The organism is Solitalea agri (genome assembly GCF_023914155.1).
In the GTDB taxonomy this organism is placed as follows: Bacteria; Bacteroidota; Bacteroidia; order Sphingobacteriales; family Sphingobacteriaceae; genus Solitalea; species Solitalea agri.
Genome location: NZ_JAMWYS010000036.1, coordinates 237,415 through 257,763, shown reverse-complemented (window position 1 = coordinate 257,763; position 20,349 = coordinate 237,415). Strand labels below are relative to the sequence as shown.

The following is a 20,349-nucleotide window of genomic DNA, read 5'->3' as shown; positions in this document are numbered from 1 at the left end:
GAGAACCTTTGTCGATTCTCCCTTTCAGAAACCTATTCTTTACTCGAACTGTTAAATTTAAAGGTTAACCCGGCTCCAAATATTTCCTTAAACTGAAGTTGAGAGCGATAAGCTGTTTCTCCAGCGTCATTGGTATAAGGAAACGTGGTATCGTCGTCATAAATTAACTGTATACCGAAGTTTGCCGAAATAAAATTATTCACCTTCATAAAAAGGTTCAGCGTATAATTAACATCTACGTTTTGAGGGTTATCAAGGTAATTGGAATACAATTGCAGCATATGTTCGAGGTTGATATTCTTCATGATCTCATCCTTGCGGTAGGCCTGAAGAATAACGCCGAACTCATAGCGAGTATTCTTACCGGGATCCACTCCAAATGCACCTATAGAAGAAAGATAGTCGTCACTTACAAAGGTTATTCGGGAGGCCAGTGGTGAGAAATTTACCTTCCAGTTATCTGATTTCTTATAACTAATTCCGGGACCAAAGGCCAAATAAGCAGGGGCAAAAGGGCCCGAAATCAACGTACGTGCTCCATCTGCATCGTATTCATAACCATTGGCAAACTGACTCTGAAGATTTGCAAAGAACGATGCATACCAATATTTCTTCAATCTATAACCCAATAACGATCCTAATAAATAGCGGTCATCGGTTTTTCGAACACCAACATCCTTTTGCTTACTTAATCCGTAACCAATCAATACGTGATTATCCCAATTCCATCGTTCTTTGTTGTAATTAAAATTATAATCTAACAAGAGCGTACCAGCTAATGAGTTAACACCACCTGCCGCCCAGTTACTAAACGAACTTTGGTTGAACAGCAAAGAATTTTGCCCATTGATTGTCCAGGTTTTAAGAGTGTCCGGGTGGGTGGGGTCTTCAATTGCCTTTTGTACATTTTGTCCTTTAGAATAGGTTGCGATTATTAAAAATAGCGAGAGTAGAGTAGCGTACTTATTCATATGGAAGCAGTTTTAACTATTAAGTTACTTAATTTCAATAAAAACCGCATAAATGAAATTCACCATCAGCATTGAAAATTATCTAGCGGGTTCTTGATGGCCGCTTAAAATAAATCAATTTACAATAAAAAAAGCCCTGCCCTTTCAGACAGAGCTTGCGCTTTATTGTGAATTTAAAATTAATAACTCAACAGTTTTTTAATCGATTCATCCAGCCTTGCCTTGGCCATAAAATTATCTTCCAACGCTTTGTTCATCGGAATTGCGGTATCCAAGCTAGCACAACGCATAACCGGACTATCGAGATAATTGAACAAATGTTCGGCAATGTAAGCGGAGATTTCGGCACCAATGCCACAGCAAAGCGTATCTTCATGGAGAATCAATACTTTACCATTTTTCTTAACGGTTTCGGTTACTGCCTCAACATCCCATGGTAAAAGTGTACGCAAGTCAAGCACATCAGCTGATATTTCCGGGTGCTCTTTCAGGTAATCAAGTGCCCAGTGTACTCCCAAACCATAGGTAATTATAGAGATCTCATCTCCCTCTTTCACTAATCTGGCTTTGCCAATCGGAGTGGTGTAATAATCGTCATGGATTTCCTCGGTAATCCCGCGATATAAATATTTGTGTTCGAAAAAAATAACCGGATTCGGATCTTCAATTGAGGCGGCCAATAGCCCTTTTGCATCCGACGGAAATGCAGGATAAACCACTTTTAAACCAGGTGTTTTCACAAACCAGGCTTCATTACTTTGCGAGTGGAAAGGACCTGCTCCGGTGCCGGCACCTGTAGGCATACGCACTACCACATCGGCTTTTTGTCCCCAGCGGTAGTGGCTTTTTGCCAGGTTATTCACAATCTGATTAAATCCGCAGGTAACAAAATCAGCAAACTGCATTTCTACAATGGCCTTGTAACCATTAATTGAAAGGCCAAATCCAGCCCCAACAATTGCAGATTCACAAATCGGCGTATTGCGCACTCTTGCTTTGCCAAACTCTTCAACAAAACCTTGAGTAATTTTAAAGGCCCCGCCGTATTCTGCAACGTCTTGTCCCATAATTACCAGGTTTGAGTGACGTTGCATAGCCTGACGCATGGCATCCGAAATAGCATCTAAATAACGTTTTTCAGATTTTAATTCCGACAAAGGTTCAATCGGCTCCTCTTTCACCGGTGCATACATATCGGCTACTTCCGTTTCTGTATCAGCCACTATATCAACCTCCGAAAATGCCATATCAATAGCATTATCAATTTCTATTTTATTGCGAATTTTCAATTCACCAATATAATCCAAGGTGATCACCCCTTGTTGAAGCAGGTGATTTTCAAAATTCAGAACCGGATCTTTAGATCGCCATTCTTCAAATAATTCTTTAGGAACATATTTGGTACCCGATGCCTCTTCATGGCCACGCATTCTAAAGGTCATGCACTCAATCAAAACCGGACGAGGCGTATAGCGAATTTCATCAGCAATGCGCCTTATAGTGTCGTAAACTTCGAGTACATTGTTTCCATCAATCTTAATACCCTCCATTCCATAACCTTTAGCCCTATCCACCAAACTTTCACACTTATACTGCTCTGAAGTTGGAGTTGAAAGTCCGTAGCCATTATTTTCAATGATAAAAATCACGGGAAGATTCCAAACAGAAGCAACGTTTAATGCCTCATGGAAATCGCCTTCGCTGGTAGCACCTTCACCGGTAAAAACCAGGGTAGCTCTAAACCGATTCTCGATTCTATCGGCCAAAGAAATACCATCGGCCAAGGCCAATTGTGGTCCCAGATGCGAGATCATCCCAACAATTTTATGCTCCTGTGTACCGAAGTGAAATGACCTGTCGCGACCTTTCGTAAAACCACTCATTTTCCCTTGCCATTGCGCAACTAATCGTTCTAGTGGAATATTTCTGCTGGTAAAAACACCTAAATTTCGGTGCATTGGCAAAATGTACTCATCACCTTTCATAGCCATCGTTGCCCCTACTGAAATAGCTTCCTGACCTATACCCGAAAACCACTTCCCTACTTTCCCTTGTCGCAGAAGGATGAGCATTTTTTCTTCTATCATCCTGGGACGAAGAAGGTTCTTATACAGTTCGATGAGCGTTTCATTTGAGTACTGCTTATGATCAAATTTCATATAAACAGTGTTTTCTAAGGTTTCGATTGATGGTTCCATGGTTGAACAAGATGAAGAATATTTTCGATATTTTGCAATATGTTACAAATGAAAATTTTGTTATTATTATGAACTTTCATTTACCTCTCTTATCTATCTATCTATTTATTTATATACCCTTATTTATGAAAACAAAGTTTTTTTTAATTACTGCGTTGTTAGCCGTTAGTCTTAATTCCTTGGCCGATGACCCATTCCTTGAAATGTTAAAAAAGAAACTTATTGACCCTTATTCCAAATACTTTGCACAAAAAAGGGAACGGGTTTACTTACAGGTTAACCGATCATCATACCTCTCCGGAGATAATATCTGGTTTAAGGCATATGTGTATGATCCGGCAAATCGTTCCAGCTCAATGGAAACCAATAAACTCTATGCAGAGTTATTTGACAATAACGGCAAACTGGTGGAGCGCAAAATTCTATTTATATCAGAGGGTACTTCCAATAGCTTTTTCAGGTTAAACCACGACAGTAAAAGTGGCACATATACATTAAGAGCTTATACCAATTGGATGCGCAATTTTAACGAACAAACTTTTGCAACTCAAACTATTACTGTTATATCCGTAGGCAATCAGACACAGGATCAACCAGTTGTTACTCATGCTACAAGCACCACAACCGACGTTGATGTTCAGGTATTTCCTGAAGGTGGACAGTATGTAGAAAAAGCTGATAATCATTTTGGAATTAAAGTTACTTTGCCAAACGGACATGGTTCAGAAACAAATTGTTGGATATTAAATTCAAAGAATGATACCATCCAGAATTTTGCAACCAACAAATTTGGCATTGGAAATTTTGCCATGTATTCAGCGAGCAAAGAGCCTTATAAGCTAGGTGTAAGACTACCTAATGGACAAATAAAAGAGATCACATTACCAACACCTACTCCAACGGGTATAGCCATGCTGGTAAACAATTTAATGCCCCAAAAAGTACTGGTAAGTTTAAAAAGCAATCAGATAACGGTAGATAATTTGAAAGATAAATTAGTTCACGTATTTATTCATAACAACGGAAACATTTATCAGTCGAGCTATGCGAAGTTTAACGGAACCGAAACGTCCTTTTCAATCGACCGGTCAGTACTCGGACCAGGGATCAACTGTATCACTATTTTCAATGCTGATTTTAAACCGCTTGCCGAACGGGTTATTTTCAATAATTCAAAATCATTAAAAGGCGCTCTCAACATCAAATCAGTTCTTCAGAATGACACATTAACCATTGAGGCAAACACTTTGGACACTGCAGGAAAAGCAATTATCACCGATCTTAGCTTTTCGATATTGCCTTCAAGTACTATAGGCAATAACTTTAATAGCTCTTTATTGGCAGACGTGCTATTAAGTTCTGCCGTTAAGGGTACAATTGAGTCCCCTAACTACTACTTTGAAGAAATTAATAATGCAAAACGTTTATTCGAGCTTGATAATTTATTATTGACTCAAGGCTGGCGACGATATGAATGGCCTGATCTTTTAATTGATAAAGTTCCAGGTATTAAATATGAGTTTGAAAACGGTTATACGATCCAGGCAACAGCAGAAAACCGCTTCAAAGGAAAACCTGAAAAAAATTCACAGGTCTCACTTTTTGCACCTAATGACAACCTAATAACATCAGAACCTGTAGATGAAAATGGGCGTGTTTCATTTAATAATCTTTATTTAAGCGATTCCGGGAAAGTAATACTATCAGCTTCTACTGTTAAAGGAAGTTCATGGAACCGTAATCTGAAAGCAAACATTGTTTATCAGAAACTGGATAGCACCATTACGATTAACAAGTTTAATGTCCTCTCAAATTGGATTTCTCCTTCAAACACCTATATCAAACCATTAACTGAAAAGCTATTTGAGTTGAAAGAAGTAGTTGTAAGAACAGAGAAGAAAAAGGATCCGTTTGAAGGAAGTATTTATCGTTCTATGAATGATAGAACATATGTGATTACCAAAGAAAACTATAACCGTTACACACGTATTGAGGACTTACTTAGAAATGAGTTCTTTTTACAAGTCACTAGAACTGGCCTCGATGAGCTTATAATTAATATGGGACGAGGTGCGAATAGTTTCACAGGCAATCATAACCCTACATTAATTGTAGATGGTATGGTTATGAATGATCTAAGCTATTTATCTATCATTCCTGTTCAGGACATCGAAGCTATTGCTGTTAATAAATCAGGAAACTCCATGTTAGGAGGTCTTGGCAGCAATGGCTCAATCAGTGTGGTAACACGCAGAGAAGTAATTGACTTTGGACCTGATGGAATCAGCAGTTCACGTCAATTTATTGTGAAAGGTTATGCAAAACCAGTTGCATTTTATACCCCAAAATATGTTCTTTCTCCTGAATCGGAGACTTATCAGAAATATGCCAGCATTTATTGGAAGCCGGATCTTAAAACCGATTCGACCGGCAAAGCACAATTCAAATTTGCCATTCCTAAGGAAATAAAAGAACTGGCAATCAGAGCAGAAGGAATATCGGTAAATGGAACCATTTATTACGAGGATAAAAAACTGATTGTAAATCAGGAATTGTAGCGTATTTAAGATTAAAGACCTGAGGTTTGAATCGAGACGACTAAAATCTCAGGTCTTAAATCTAAAATTTATCTTTGTTTATGCCCATTTATGAACTTTCTGACGATCTTGTTTTCCCCCATCCATTACTAGCCGAGGAAGATGGTTTGCTTGCTTTTGGTGGCGACCTTCGACCCGAACGTTTATTGTTAGCCTATCGAAACGGAATATTCCCTTGGTATTCAGAAGAGGATCCGATTTTATGGCATGCCCCTAATCCACGTTTTGTATTGTTTCCAAAAAATGTGGTGGTTTCAAAAAGCATGCGGCAGGTTATGCGCAGCAATAAGTTTAAGATCACTGTTAACCAAAACTTTGAACAGGTGATTGCTAGCTGCAAATACATAGTCAGAAAAGATCAACCCGACACTTGGATCACAAAAGAAATGCAGCAAGCTTATATCCAACTCCATCAACTGGGCTATGCTCATTCTGTTGAGGTTTGGCAGAAAGAAGAACTGGTAGGCGGATTATACGGCATAAACTTAGGACGAGTGTTTTTTGGCGAATCTATGTTCCACTTAGTCAGCAATGCTTCAAAAGCAGCTTTCATTTACCTGGCCCAGCAATTTCCCTTCTCCATCATTGATTGCCAAATGGAAACCGAGCATTTAAAAAGCCTCGGCGGCCAAAGTATTCCGCTGGAAGATTTTTTATTAATACTGGATGTGGAGGCTGAAAAGGATTGTCTTTTATAAGCGTTTCATAGGATCATTCTCCGAGAAACCAAAATATATAAGTGCAGTCTGAACAAACATAACAAACTGCTGATTTATCCGCCCAATCGATATTAAAAAATGTAGTGACAGAAGTATTAAGTTGAGCTTCCCTTGAAAAAAATAATTGGTTTTGACAAATAGGGCAAACTAATTTCTTCCCTTTTATTTGAACAGGCTCAGGTGTTTTCTTCGAAAAAATGCTCATGAGTAAAATATATTCGTTAACAAATCAGCTAACAGCAACTTAAGTAAGGTGTTTGCCTCCTGGATTTAGTCAACAAAAATCCAATTTGTAAAACATACAATACTTTTATAATGCAGTTACTTTCACAAGTATAAGCTATTTAGGTTTAATGTGAACACTAACTATGATGCATTGTTTAAAAAAACACAGTGATTTAAGACCTCCTCAATTTTGCCATCTTTGATCCTGGCGATACTTTTCGTCCAAAATTCCTGCGACCCATACCACGAATTTACACATCCCCTATTCCTAAAAAAGTCATCTTTTCAACACTTATTTCTTTATGAAACCCATTCATTTTAACCATCAAGCCCTTGCCATTATCGATTTAATTATATAGTATTGTGATATCAAAATGATATTAACTATTTACCCCAATGAACGAAAAAATTAAAACACCTATCTCAGGCTTTGCCATGTTAGGTTTCGCAGTATTATGCTTAGCCGGCACTGCATTCTCATTTATCGCAGCCATTATACCGTTAGGAATCTTATTATTTCTGGTTGCTATTATCTCATTTATGGGTATCATCATTATCAACCCAAATGAATCCAGAGTATTAACTTTTTTTGGAACTTATGTAGGCACAGTAAAAGCGAATGGTTTATTCTTTGTGAATCCCTTGTATAAAAAACAGTCGGTTTCATTAAGGGCCAGAAACCTGAATGGTCAATCGTTAAAAGTGAATGATAAGATGGGTAACCCTATTGAAATTGCTGCGGTAATTGTTTGGCAGGTGAACGATACTGCAAAAGCAACTTTTTCGGTGGATAATTACACCCAATACGTGAACATCCAAAGTGAGGCAGCGGTACGGCATTTAGCCGGTAGCTGCCCATATGATAACCTGGAAGATGAAAACGCGACTCTAACTTTACGCGATGGAGCTGACAAAGTGAACGAAATGCTGGAGAAAGAACTTAATGAACGACTTGCTCCTGCCGGAATCACCGTTTTAGAGGCACGTATCAGTCACCTGGCTTATGCACCCAGCCATGCTGCAACGTCAGCAGGCCACCGCTGTGGTTGCTGCCCGTAAGCAAATTGTTGAAGGAGCCGTGGGCATGGTGCAAATGGCACTTGAAAAGCTATCGGAACGAGAGATTGTTCATTTAGATGAGGAACGTAAAGCAGCTATGGTGAGCAACTTATTAGTGGTTCTTTGCGCTGAAAAAGCCGTGAGCCCTGTATTAAATGCCGGAACACTATATAATTAATTCCGAAGTAATTAGAATATCTTAAAAGAATGGCTGCAAAAAAACCGTTTGTACTCCGACTGAACCCTGAAATGCTGAAAGAGCTTGAACGTTGGGCCGCTGCTGAATTCAGAAGTGTTAATGGCCAGATTGAGTATATACTTTTCGATGCGATCAAAAAATACAATAAGAATTTCAAGTTAAAAGACGAGAACGAGAAAGAAGAATGATTCAGTCCTGAGTCAGCAGTCACAAGTCAGCAGTATGCAAACTGGCAACTGCTGACTGAGGACTTTTTACTTAGTGTTATTCTTATGCAATTCGCGCCATTGTTCATTGAATGACTTTGGAGCCAAAGCTGGAAGCTCTCGTCGTTTACCCCATGTTTTACTTGCAAATTTTTTAAGAAAAAACGACTTCCACTTCCCTCCTAACATGTTCATGAAGCTTCGTTTCATCATACCTTTCTTCCAAAAATACCAGGTCCACATTTCCGACTTAGGTGCAAGATTTTCATTTACTGCGTCCCGCCTGTTCAGCAATAACATTTTATGAATATCAATATGAACAGGACAAACTTCAGAGCATTTTCCGCATAAACTGGACGCATAACTTAAATGCTTAAACTCCTCCATTCCACTCATATGAGGTGTTATAATGGAGCCGATCGGGCCACTATAAGTGGTTTCGTAAGAATGACCTCCAATGTTTTTATAAACCGGGCATCCATTTAAACAAGCCCCACAGCGAATACAATATAAGCCTTGTCGCTGTTCTTTCTGAGCCAGCAGATTTGTCCGACCATTATCCAATAAAACCACATACATTTCTTCCGGACCATCCATTTCTTCAGGTTGCTTTGGACCGCTAATAACGGAGTTATAAACCGTTAAGTTCTGACCGGTACCATGAGTAGCCAAAAGGGGCCAGAATAAGTCCAGGTCATAAATGCTGGGTATAATCTTTTCAATACCAACAATTGCGATGTGAACTTTTGGAAAAGTGGTGGATAGACGGGCGTTACCTTCATTCTCGGTTAAGCAAACACTACCGGTATCGGCAATCAAAAAATTTCCGCCACTAATTCCTATATCGGCAGTTACGTATTTATTACGCAAAAGCTCTCTGGCTTTTTGGGTAAGCTGCTCAGGCGTTGATTCTATTGGTGTTCCAAATTTCTCATGAAAAAGTTTGGCAATATCTTCTTTAGAAAGATGCATTGCAGGCGTTACAATGTGGTAAGGCTTTTGCCCCAGCAACTGAACAATATATTCTCCCAAGTCGGTTTCGAGGGCTTCAATACCATGATGTTCCAAAAACTCATTCAGTTCAATCTCTTCGGTAGTCATCGATTTCGACTTTACCATCGTTTTGGCATCATGTTTTTTAAAGATTTCCAGAATCTCCTTGTTGGCCTCATCGGCATTATTGGCCCAAATTACCTTGCCTCCTTTTCGGGTAAAGTTGGCTTCAAATTCAACCAAATATTTTTCAAGGTTCTCAATCGTACGCCATTTAATGATATTGGCTTTCTTCCGGGAGTTTTCGAGGTCAAAAAACCGTGAAATACCTCTGGCTACGGCTGTATCATATTTATTTATATTGTAGTTGATCTTACGACGATGCTCAAGATCAAAAGCCTTTAATTCGGCATCGGTGAGAAATTGCGAAGAATGCTGACTCATACAACCAAAAATAAATAAAATGAAAAATAATTAAGGTGTGCAAAACCGGCATTTTATGCACATTAAAACGATAGTTCTCAAATACTCAATGCCTTACATTTTGATTTTGAAGGCACAACAGCTACCTTTGAATAGCTGTAAATCAACAGTTTACATAAAATGTCTGCCGCACCCAAGCAAATCAGCCCTCTAAAATGGGTGATTATCTCCGCCATAGGTTTTATTCTTTTCCTATTGGCAGCATTGTTTTTTGTGTTTTTTTCATCCGAGTTAAGTAACATTACAGCCGGAACCTATTTCTTTTTACTTGTTATTATCGCAATGGTCGCAGCTGCATTTTTAGGAGGCGCATTACGATCACAAGCCAAATACAAGGGTAAAGCATATGGTGGAACTCTTGAGATCACCGGCCCGGCTGTTATTTTTTTTCTAATCCTTTATTTAGGCTATAAGAACCCACCACAACCCGCTTCGTTCAGTTTAATCATAACCATTTATGAAGCTGACGATAAAAATAAGCCTATAAAAACCGGCGACGTCACACTCATTTTTAACGATTATAAAGACACCAAAAGTTTAAACGCAGAAGGACAAGTTCTCTTTGCACAACTACCCACTTCACAAAAAGGTCAGCATGTAATAGTGCTGGTTAATGCCGATGACTATGAATCAAAGGAACTGAAAGTTACCATTCCAATGGATGACAATCCGGTAATTAACATTGGTTTAACTAAAAAACAATCCTTCGTTTCAATTCATGGAACCGTTTTTTCGCACAACGGTGAATTTGTTAAAAACGCTTTATTAAACATCAACGATGGATTAGCTGAGGGTATTTCTGACGAACTAGGAAACTTCAACTTTAGGGTTCCACTAAAAGCAGGCACCGAAGCTAAGCTACGGATTTACAAAAACAATAAAATTCAGCTTGATGAAAATATTATCCTTTCTGATGAAGTTTCGATGACCTTTAGAATCAATCAGTAATCATGAAACCGCTCTATTTATTTTTCCTGGTAATAATATCCCTGATAGACATCAACTGTGTACACGGGCAAAGCACGCAAAAATTCAAAGGGCACCTCATCCATAACAATAATAAAGTAGTGGCTCCTTTAGAAGTGCGGGTCGAATCTTTTTTAACCATCACCAACAATTCGGGATATTTTGATGTGGCCATACCTGCTGATCTGGTACAGGCTCGTATCGAATTAACAGATAAACGTTTTATGATTCTTTATCCAACGGGAGGCAGAGTGTTGATTCCTAAAGACCCTAAACTGGTGACTGATATTATTATTGCTGAATCGAGCGAGAACAAAACGCTCTCTGCTTACATTGATTACTCACGTAGGATAGAAAAAACTGTTGGAGGCAATTCAGCAGAAGTGCGGGCATTAAAGGCACAACTCGATTCAGTTACTGCTTTATTAACCAAACAATACAATTTAAAAGAAGCTGATTTAAAGTCGGCAATAGAACTTCAAAAAGGAAGAGAAACTACCTACACCCAACTCTCAGAAACCTTGAACGTTTATTTAAATGAAGCCAAAGATTTGGAAAACGCTTTTAAATACATTGCTGATTATGCGTTTCAAAATCAGGATGCACTTAAAGAGCTTATTGAAGCTATTAATTCTTATAATACCGCTTATGAAAAGCTAAATGCTGTTCATCAAAACTATTACACAGCAATAAAAAACAATTGGCAAAGCGATGAATTGGCTGAAAACTATAGCAATCTGACCGATTATGCTCTAAATGATTTGCATAAGAGCAAAATATTACCACTTAATAATTTATGTCGTTCGATCAATGATTACGTAAGCAAAGGAAAAAAAGACGATAACTTAAAGAAGCAGATTCTATCACAGGTGCAACAGGCGGTAAACAGTTTAACCCAAAGTATTCAGGTATTAAATGATAAAACTCAGGTGCTACTTACCAAACTTCAGACTAAAACAAGCCCATTGTCAACCGATTAATTTTTCGGTTTGATCAATGGATCAGATAATATTAACTCCACTGTTATGAAAACCATTAAAAAACTGCTATTAATAGCGCTGGCTATTATCCAGGCGCAGCAGTTAACCAGTTGTGGCGCAGAAACAGTTGCCGCCTTATTTATTCCGTTAATCTCAGCCAAAACATGGACCGATCAGGCTGACGCCACAAAGCAGCATACTTTTTTCTTTAATGTGGATGAAGATGGTAAAGCTAAAAGCAATTTTACCGGAAATGAAAATATTGAAGGTGTTCAGGATCATTTTGAAGGCTCTTTTGATGAAGAGTATATCGAATTCACCTATACAGAGATCAACTCTTCAGATGCAACCAAATTGGGAGCCAAATACACCGGTAAAATTGAAGGCAAACCTAATGGTAAACTAATGCGATTAAAAACCAATAAAGGCACTAATTTAATACTCACCACTGACTAAGACCTTTTAGAATTACATTAAGCAAATAGTTAGTTAATTAATTATTCAATTAATGCAAACTTTATAATATTTTTTTATATTGCAAAGTCAAAATTAGGGGACTGCTAATTCAGAAGACTCTCCTTGGATTTATTGCTATTCAAAGGATAGTCAAAATTGATATGATTCATTACCAAAAAATCATACTCAATACTATTAATTAGTTTACGCTCGTTTATGTATATTGGAATTGTGAAGGAGAAAATTCTTCATAGGCTTAGTAAGATTTACATTCGTTAAAAGACAATAAAAAATGGAGAATAGCCTTGAAAATTTAAAAGTTTTACTGGTTGAAGATCAACCCTTGAATCAGTTTTTAGCGATTACCATTTTACACCAGTGGAAAGTATTAGTTGAGGTTGCTTCCAATGGACAAATAGCAGTAGATAAACTCTCCAAAGGTCATTATGATTTAATCCTGATGGATATTCACATGCCTGTTATGGATGGGTTATCTGCAACTTCTATCATCAGGCAAGAATTAAATATAAAAACACCCATCATAGCCTTAACCGCAGATTCAACAAAAATTGGTGAAGAAAAGTGTAATGCCATTGGCATGAACGCTTATGTAAACAAGCCGTTTAAACCCGATATTTTGTATAATAAGATCTATAATCTGGTTTATCGTTACAACTAATTATTCCCTTTAGAACTTTTCCTACATAAATAAAAACGGGGGCTTTCGCCCCCACTTTCTTTTATCGGTTTACCGGAAAATCGTTTTTTACATCTACAACTGGTCTCTTGTCTTTATTTGCCAATTCCCAGGCGGTGGTAAATATCAGCTTAACACGTTTTGCCATTAAGTCGAAATGGATTTTCTCCACCTTATCACCCGGTTGGTGATAATCGGCATGAACACCGTTAAAATAGAATATAACCGGCACTCCATGCTTGGCGAAATTGTAATGGTCGGAACGATAATAAAAACGATTAGGGTCTTTTGGATCGTTGTATTTATAGTCGAGCTTGATGTTTACACTTGCTGCATTGGCCTCTTCGCTCGTTTTGTGCAAATCGGTACTTAACTTATCCGAACCGATCAGGTACACATAATTCGTATCAGCTAAGTGAACGTCATCAATTCGCCCTACCATGTCGGTATTTAAGTCGGTAATAGTTTTATCCAATGGAAACACTGGATTATCAGAATACCACTGCGAACCCAGCAACCCTTTTTCCTCACCTGTAAAGGTTAAGAAAAGAATACTGCGTCGAGGACCCTTACCGGCTTTTTTTGCATCAGCAAAGGCTTGCGCCATCGCTAACACCGAGGTAGTTCCTGATCCGTCATCATCAGCACCATTATTGATCTTGCCATTAACAATACCGATATGGTCATAATGCGACGAAAGCACCAATACTTCATCTTTTAAATCTGTTCCCGGCAAAAATCCCATCACGTTCATCGCCTTAACAGGAGTTTCATTCATCTTAAAATTAAGCTCAAACGCCTGATTCAAAACGGATGTTTGCGGCTTTGCTGTTGCAGTAATTTGTGCGGCAATCTCCGGAATAGACTTACCTGCTTGTTTCAATAACGCCGTTGCCAGTTCTTCTGAAATGTACACAACCGGAGTTTTAGCAGGCATATTTTGTTTGGAAGGAAAATCTATGCTTTTGGCTTTAACCTGAGCTGCATACGCGCTCATCGATGTCCTGAAATTTGGATAAACAGCCAAGATCAATTTAGGGTGCATAGCCTGCAGATCGCGTAGTTTCTTACGAGTATCTAATGTATAATCAGAGTAGCCAGCCTGACCGGTTACTAAACTCTTCCCTTCTTTATCGATAGGCTCGCCATTAAGCACCAAGACTACTTTATTGTTAACATCAACTGAAGCAAAGTCATTCCATTTAGGGGAATTAATCCCGTAACCGGCAAAAAGAAGCTGTGCTTCTTTCAGGTTTAACGACGATGGCATACTGTTGCCTGTCATCAAAAAATCTTCAGCAAACTTAAACACCGCACCATTTACAGTTATTGAAGCTTCTGCTATTGATTTCTCAATTAGTGGCACCGATTGGAAATACGAACCGCTTACCGGGGCTTCCAATCCGAATTTTTTAAACTGTGCAGCAATATAATCAGCCGCAAGGAGTGATCCTTTTTGACCTGTTTCGCGCCCCTCAAACTCGTCGGAGGCAATGATCGATAAATGTTTTTTAAGTAACGGAGCATTAATGTCATTTGCAAACCGGGCAGCTTCAGACTGAGCAGAAGCAATACCAAAGGTTGCCATGAACAATAAGGCCGATAAACCTATTTCTTTCTTCATTGGAATTAAATTGAATGGCTAATGTAATGCAAAAAAGAGGGATCGTACAAATTTGCACGATCCCTCAATGTAACTTTTATAGTAATGCTACTAAACGCAATCAATTTTATTAACCCGGTTTGCGTGACGACCACCTTCAAACTTAGAACTGATAAACTTCTGAGCTATTTCTTTGGCTTCATCCAATGAAACAAAACGGGCAGGAATACAAACCACATTAGCATCATTATGACTACGGGCTAATTCTGCCAACTCTGGTTTCCAGCAAATAGCCGCACGAATACCGGCATGCTTATTTGCTGTGATAGCTACCCCATTTGCACTACCACAAATTAAAATGCCTAAATCAGCTTCTTTAGCTAATACTGATTTTGCCAATGGATGAACATAATCAGGATAATCAACTGAATCGGTTGAAAAAGGGCCAAAATCTTTCGTCTCAACACCTTCTGCAGCTAATGCTTCAATTAAGGCTTTCTTGTATTCATACCCGGCGTGATCGCCTCCTAATGCAATTTTCATTTTATTTTTTGTTTAAAGCCTCTTCCCTCTACGAAAGAGCGAGAGATAAGGACGTTTGTTACTGATTAATATATTTCACACCATGGACATCAACTATGGACCATGGACTTGCTGTTTATTAACTATTATAAAATTTGGCTTCTTTCTTGGCTCTGTTCTTAGCCACTCCAGCCGATACTAAAATACTGATTTCGAACAAGATAAATAACGGAATTGACACGATAGTTTGGGTCATCATATCAGGACTTGGTGTAATAAATGCCGCCACTAAAAGAATAAGGACAGCTGCAAACCGACGGTTACTTCGCAAGAATTTAGGAGTAACAATACCTACTTTCGATAAGAAATAGATGATAATCGGCAACTCAAAGGTTAGTCCACAACCTAACGAGAGTGTACCTACGGTAGACAGGTAAGAATCTAACGAAATTTGATTAATGATCTCGGCACTTACGGTGTATGATCCTAAAAAGTTAATTGTAAGCGGAACGATAATGAAATATCCGAATAAAACCCCTATCCCAAATAACAGGGAGGTAAAGAAAATCAGTCCATTAGCATATTTACGCTCCTTAACTTGCAAAGCAGGCTTAATAAAGCGCCATAGTTCCCAAATAAAATAAGGGAATGCCAATGCTAATCCAACGAGTATGGATGACGTCAGGTGAATCATGAACTGACCGGCTAATTCGGTATTCATAATCACGAAATTGATCTTATTAACGCAAAAATCAGGGATGCTGTATTTGGCACCAATTTCACACATCTTACGATAAGTCCAGAAATCAGGATTTTTAGGTCCCAGGATCACCTGATCGAAAATGATTTCTTTATAACTAAAAGCTAAGCCTGTAAAAATGGAGATCGCAATAACTGAACGGATGAGATGCCATCTTAATTCTTCCAAATGATCGAAAAAAGACATTTCCGATTCTATGGTATGTTTCTCTTTTAAAATGTATTTGGTTATGAGGTTACTTCTCCTGCTATTATCAGCCATGTAAAATTATTGAGCTGCAAAAATACTTAAATCAATGAATTTTAGATGAAGATATTTTGACAGCCTGATTCTAACATTAAAAAGCCTTTTAATTGCCCAGCAAGTTATTTTTTAGGAACAATTTGGTAGCATCAAAGCTCCCGATGAGTTATTAGCCGTCACTTTATATGTTTCAATCTCGTCAATTACACGATCAAAAAAATACGATCGGCAGGCCATTGGTGGACCTTTATACTTGTATACTTGCTACTTCCCAAATTATACAAGAAAGGCGTATGAAGAAATTCTCCATACGCCTTTATATTTTAATAATTCAAAGCTATTTATTTATCCATTTCAAAAGTCTCCATGAACTTAGTGGTAAAGTTACCAGCTCTAAAGTTTGGATCCTGCATTAATTTAAGATGGAAAGGAATGGTTGTTTTAATACCTTCGATAACAAACTCACTTAAAGCACGCTCCATAGTCGAAATAGCCTCTTCACGTGTTTGTGCAACAGTGATCAATTTAGCGATCATTGAGTCGTAATTTGGTGGAATCACATAACCTGAATACACATGCGTATCAACACGAACACCGTGACCACCCGGTGAGTGGAAGTTGGTAATTCTACCCGGAGAAGGACGGAAGCCGTTCAATGGATCTTCAGCATTAATACGACACTCGATAGCATGCATAGTAGGCAAGTATGATCGACCTGAAATAGGCACGCCTGCAGCTACTTTGATCTGCTCTTTGATTAAGTCATAGTTGATTACCTCTTCGGTAACCGGGTGTTCTACCTGGATACGAGTGTTCATCTCCATAAAGTAGAAATTACGATGCTTATCAACCAGGAACTCAATTGTTCCGGCGCCTTCGTAACTTACTGCGGCAGCACCAGCAATAGCAGCCTCTCCCATTTTCTGACGAAGTTCGTCAGTCATAAACGGAGAAGGAGATTCTTCAACTAATTTTTGGTGACGACGCTGAATAGAGCAATCGCGTTCAGAAAGGTGACATACCTTGCCATATGAATCACCCACCACCTGAATTTCAATGTGGCGCGGATCTTCAACAAACTTTTCAAGGTAAATACCATCATTTCCAAATGCCGCTCCAGCTTCCTGACGGGCAGAGTCCCATGCATTCTCAAAATCTTCATCCTTCCACACAATGCGCATTCCACGGCCACCACCACCGGCAGTAGCTTTAAGAATAATAGGATAACCAATTTGGTTGGCAACAGTAATACCTTCTTTAACATCGCTCAATAAACCATCAGAGCCAGGAATTGTTGGAACCCCTGCATTTTTCATGGTTTCTTTAGCGGATGCTTTATCTCCCATGGAATTAATCATCTCAGGGCTGGCACCAATAAATTTGATACCGTTTTCGCGGCAAATAGAAGAGAACTTAGCATTCTCTGATAAAAAACCGTAACCTGGGTGAATTGCATCAGCATTAGTGATTTCCGCCGCTGCAATAATGTTTGGAATATTTAAGTATGAATCTTTGCTTGGTGCAGGTCCAATACAAACCGCTTCGTCAGCAAAACGAACGTGTAAGCTGTCACGATCTGCAGTTGAATAAACAGCAACTGTTTTTATGCCCATCTCCTTACACGTACGAATAATCCGTAACGCGATTTCTCCACGATTGGCAATTAATATCTTTTTAAACATGAATAAGCAATTTGAAAATTTGCGAGTTTGATAATTTGAAAATATAGCAGAAATTAGTTGAGAAGAAAACTCGTTTTCAAATCAACTAATCTTCGGATTTTCAAATTACAATTACATTGGCTCAACCAAAAATAACGGCTGATCGTATTCAACCGGACTAGCGTTGTCAACCAATACTTTTACGATACGTCCTGAAACTTCAGACTCGATTTCGTTAAATAACTTCATTGCTTCGATGATGCAAAGAACTTGTCCTGGACGAATTTCATCTCCAACGTTTACAAAAGAAGGTTTTTCCGGACTTGCTTGACGATAGAAAGTACCAATCATTGGAGATTTGATGGTAACTAAATTTGACTCGTTAGCAGCAGGAGCAGCCGGAGTTGCCGGAGCCGCTGGCGCAGCAGCAGGTACAGCAGCTGGTGCAGCAATTGCAGCAACTGGAGCAGCAGCAGGAACGGTTGTTTGAATAACTGTTTGAGCTTGTTGAGAAGCTGTTTTTATAGTAATCTTAAAATCTTTTCGTTCAATCGAAACTTCATTAACGCCCGATTTAGAGACGAATTTAATTAGTTCCTGAATTTCTTTGATTTCCATTAGTTTGTTTGTTAGTTTAAGTTGTTTATAAAGTTACCTACGAAAGTTTAAGTTAATGATTTAGTTTTCAATTAACTACATCAACTTCAATAAGTAACCACTGTTAGTTTCATAAAATTTAATAAGCCCATTTAAGGTAAACCGCGCCCCAGGTAAATCCGCCTCCGAAAGCAGCTAAGATAAGGTTGTCCCCCTTTTTCAACTTACCTTCCCATTCCCATAAACATAATGGAATGGTTCCATTGGTGGTGTTACCATAACGCTCAATGTTTACCATTACTTTTTCGGCAGGCATACCGCAGCGATCGGCAGTTGCATCAATGATACGTTTGTTTGCCTGGTGAGGCACCAACCATGCCACATCATCGGCAGTAAGATGGTTGCGCTCCATTACCTCCGCCGCTGTTTCAGCCATGTTGGTTACGGCAAATTTAAATACGGTTTTACCCTCCTGATAAACGTAATGCTCACGATTTTCAACGGTTTCACGCGAAGCAGGTTTGGCAGATCCTCCGGCTTTCATCACCAAAAACTGGCGACCAGCACCATCGCTTCTCAAGATAGCATCCTGAAAACCCAATCCTTCTTCGTTAGGCTCTAACAGCACAGCTCCACCGCCATCACCAAAAATGATACAGGTTGCGCGATCCTGGTAGTCGATAATTGCCGACATTTTGTCGATACCAATCACCACTACTTTTTTATACATGCCCGTCTGAATAAACTGAGCACCAGTTGTTAATCCGTAAATAAAACCAGAGCAAGCTGCACTAAGGTCATAACCCCAAGCATTCTTTGCGCCTATCTTATCACAAATAACGTTTGCTGTTGCAGGAAAAACATAATCGGGAGTGGCGGTGGTACAGATCACAAGGTCAATTTCATCAGCAGAGATACCGCGTTTAGCAAGTAGCCCTTCCATAATTTTCACCCCCATGTCTGAGGTAGCGCCCTCTTTTTGAATTCTTCTTTCTTTGATACCTGTACGAGATAAGATCCACTCGTCATTAGTATCAACCAATTTTTCAAGGTCTTGGTTCGTCAGTTTATCTTCCGGAGCGTAACCAAAAACCGAAGTTATTGCAGCACTAATTTTTGACATAATTTCGAAACTAATTATCGCAATTTTTTAAAAGAGCGCGGCAATAATAGGAAATTATTATGAAAATCCACGATTTTCACTTAAAAGAGAAACCCAACAACCTGATTAATTGCGAGAAATCAAGGTGTTGGGTTTCAGTAAATAATTTCTTATTGAAATGCTTGTTTAATCTTATCGATTAAGCCTGAGGTTATCAGATCACGTGAAAGCAACAACATATTCTTTATTGCTTCAGGACTTGATATCCCATGACCAATAACAACAGGAGCATTAACTCCTAAAATAGGACTGCCACCATACTGTTCATAATTAAAGCGATCGAAAAATTCATCTTTCAAACCTTTTTTACGAGTAAGAACATAGAATGATTCGGCCAGTTTTAAAATGATATTACCGGTAAATCCGTCACAAACAATTACATCAGCTTTGTCGTTGAACAAATCCCGTCCTTCGATATTACCAATGAAATTGAACATTTCGGTATCTTTCATTAAAGGATAGGTAGCTAAACTAAGCAAGTTACCTTTCTCCTCTTCTTCACCGATATTCATTAATCCAACTTTTGGATTGTTCACTTCATAGATATTTTCGGCAAGTAACTTACCCAAAATTCCAAATTGAAGTAACACATCCGGCTTACAGTCGGCATTTGCACCTACATCAAGTATAATGCCCACACCGCCACTAAGCTTAGGAACAATGGTAGGCATGCAGGGACGAATAACTCCGGGAATAGCCTTTACCGAGAACATGGAACCCACCAGCATAGCACCGGTATTCCCTGCACTTGAAAAAGCATCAATCTTACCCTCTTTTAGTAATCCGAAGCCTACAGCAATACTTGAGTTTGGTTTTTTAACAATGGCTTTGGTTGGGTGTTCACCCATACCAATAACCTCGTCGGTGTGAACAAGCTCAAAGTTGTTCACATCAAAACCAGCCTCAGAGCAAATTGCTTTCACCTGATTGCTGTCGCCGATTAAGACCAGATGCTGGTCGGCGGGCAGCACTTTAAAGGTTTCGATTGCTCCTAAAACAGCTGCTTTAGGCGCAAAATCGCCACCCATCACATCTAGACCAATACGCATGGT

At 38.9% G+C, this 20,349-nt stretch carries 19 protein-coding genes; 9 read left to right on the top strand and 10 right to left on the bottom strand.

Annotated features, from left to right (window positions below; genetic code table 11):
• Positions 1-32: 32 nt before the first annotated feature.
• Positions 33-971, bottom strand: coding sequence for a DUF3078 domain-containing protein (locus tag NF867_RS12120; protein ID WP_252588265.1), 939 nt, complete (start codon positions 969-971; stop codon positions 33-35).
• 179 nt (positions 972-1,150) lie between these two features.
• Positions 1,151-3,169 (bottom strand): alpha-ketoacid dehydrogenase subunit alpha/beta, encoded by a 2,019-nt coding sequence (locus NF867_RS12115; protein ID WP_252588264.1) that lies wholly within the window; start codon positions 3,167-3,169, stop codon positions 1,151-1,153.
• Positions 3,170-3,294: 125 nt separating this feature from the next.
• On the opposite strand from NF867_RS12115, the gene NF867_RS12110 reads away from it, so the two are divergent.
• From NF867_RS12110 to NF867_RS12090, 5 genes are all read left to right on the top strand, one after another.
• On the top strand, positions 3,295-5,727 hold the full coding sequence (locus NF867_RS12110) for a hypothetical protein (RefSeq protein ID WP_252588263.1): 2,433 nt from the start codon (positions 3,295-3,297) through the stop codon (positions 5,725-5,727).
• Positions 5,728-5,807: 80 nt separating this feature from the next.
• On the top strand, positions 5,808-6,464 hold the full coding sequence (gene aat / locus NF867_RS12105; RefSeq protein ID WP_252588262.1) for a leucyl/phenylalanyl-tRNA--protein transferase: 657 nt from the start codon (positions 5,808-5,810) through the stop codon (positions 6,462-6,464).
• 642 nt (positions 6,465-7,106) lie between these two features.
• Entirely contained in the window at positions 7,107-7,769 is a 663-nt protein-coding gene (locus NF867_RS12100) for an SPFH domain-containing protein (protein ID WP_252588261.1), read from the top strand.
• The gene (locus NF867_RS12095) at positions 7,726-7,947 is read left to right on the top strand and encodes an SPFH domain-containing protein (protein WP_252588260.1); all 222 of its coding nucleotides are present in this window, start codon (positions 7,726-7,728) and stop codon (positions 7,945-7,947) included. Before NF867_RS12100 ends, NF867_RS12095 begins: the two co-directional genes overlap by 44 nt.
• Before the next feature lie 29 nt (positions 7,948-7,976).
• On the top strand, positions 7,977-8,156 hold the full coding sequence (locus NF867_RS12090; RefSeq protein WP_252588259.1) for a type II toxin-antitoxin system antitoxin: 180 nt from the start codon (positions 7,977-7,979) through the stop codon (positions 8,154-8,156).
• Positions 8,157-8,222: 66 nt separating this feature from the next.
• On the opposite strand, the gene NF867_RS12085 is transcribed toward NF867_RS12090, so the two are convergent.
• Positions 8,223-9,611 (bottom strand): LutB/LldF family L-lactate oxidation iron-sulfur protein, encoded by a 1,389-nt coding sequence (locus tag NF867_RS12085; protein ID WP_252588258.1) that lies wholly within the window; start codon positions 9,609-9,611, stop codon positions 8,223-8,225.
• A gap of 159 nt (positions 9,612-9,770) precedes the next feature.
• On the opposite strand from NF867_RS12085, the gene NF867_RS12080 reads away from it, so the two are divergent.
• The 4 genes from NF867_RS12080 (at position 9,771) to NF867_RS12065 (ending at position 12,731) form a co-directional block, all read left to right on the top strand.
• On the top strand, positions 9,771-10,598 hold the full coding sequence (locus tag NF867_RS12080; RefSeq protein ID WP_252588257.1) for a YrzE family protein: 828 nt from the start codon (positions 9,771-9,773) through the stop codon (positions 10,596-10,598).
• A 2-nt stretch (positions 10,599-10,600) separates the two neighbouring features.
• On the top strand, positions 10,601-11,596 hold the full coding sequence (locus tag NF867_RS12075) for a hypothetical protein (RefSeq protein WP_252588256.1): 996 nt from the start codon (positions 10,601-10,603) through the stop codon (positions 11,594-11,596).
• Between the two features lie 45 nt (positions 11,597-11,641).
• Positions 11,642-12,052 (top strand): hypothetical protein, encoded by a 411-nt coding sequence (locus tag NF867_RS12070; RefSeq protein ID WP_252588255.1) that lies wholly within the window; start codon positions 11,642-11,644, stop codon positions 12,050-12,052.
• A gap of 292 nt (positions 12,053-12,344) precedes the next feature.
• Positions 12,345-12,731 carry a response regulator gene (locus NF867_RS12065; protein WP_252588254.1) on the top strand — a complete coding sequence of 129 codons (387 nt, stop codon included), beginning with the start codon at positions 12,345-12,347 and terminating at the stop codon, positions 12,729-12,731.
• Positions 12,732-12,792: 61 nt separating this feature from the next.
• Here NF867_RS12065 and NF867_RS12060 read toward each other — a convergent pair whose 3' ends face one another.
• The 7 genes from NF867_RS12060 to plsX form a co-directional block, all read right to left on the bottom strand.
• Positions 12,793-14,373 carry a M28 family peptidase gene (locus NF867_RS12060; protein WP_252588253.1) on the bottom strand — a complete coding sequence of 527 codons (1,581 nt, stop codon included), beginning with the start codon at positions 14,371-14,373 and terminating at the stop codon, positions 12,793-12,795.
• Between the two features lie 90 nt (positions 14,374-14,463).
• Positions 14,464-14,895, bottom strand: a complete 432-nt coding sequence (gene rpiB / locus NF867_RS12055; protein ID WP_252588252.1) for a ribose 5-phosphate isomerase B — start codon at positions 14,893-14,895, stop codon at positions 14,464-14,466.
• A 118-nt stretch (positions 14,896-15,013) separates the two neighbouring features.
• The gene (tatC, locus tag NF867_RS12050) at positions 15,014-15,895 is read right to left on the bottom strand and encodes a twin-arginine translocase subunit TatC (protein ID WP_252588251.1); all 882 of its coding nucleotides are present in this window, start codon (positions 15,893-15,895) and stop codon (positions 15,014-15,016) included.
• Positions 15,896-16,218: 323 nt separating this feature from the next.
• Positions 16,219-17,559: an acetyl-CoA carboxylase biotin carboxylase subunit gene (gene accC, locus NF867_RS12045; RefSeq protein WP_252588250.1), complete on the bottom strand. Its 1,341-nt coding sequence runs from the start codon at positions 17,557-17,559 to the stop codon at positions 16,219-16,221.
• A gap of 111 nt (positions 17,560-17,670) precedes the next feature.
• Entirely contained in the window at positions 17,671-18,156 is a 486-nt protein-coding gene (gene accB / locus NF867_RS12040) for an acetyl-CoA carboxylase biotin carboxyl carrier protein (protein WP_252588249.1), read from the bottom strand.
• A gap of 118 nt (positions 18,157-18,274) precedes the next feature.
• Positions 18,275-19,258, bottom strand: a complete 984-nt coding sequence (locus NF867_RS12035; protein WP_252588248.1) for a beta-ketoacyl-ACP synthase III — start codon at positions 19,256-19,258, stop codon at positions 18,275-18,277.
• A 149-nt stretch (positions 19,259-19,407) separates the two neighbouring features.
• Entirely contained in the window at positions 19,408-20,346 is a 939-nt protein-coding gene (plsX, locus tag NF867_RS12030; protein WP_252588247.1) for a phosphate acyltransferase PlsX, read from the bottom strand.
• Between the last annotated feature and the right edge of the window lie 3 nt (positions 20,347-20,349).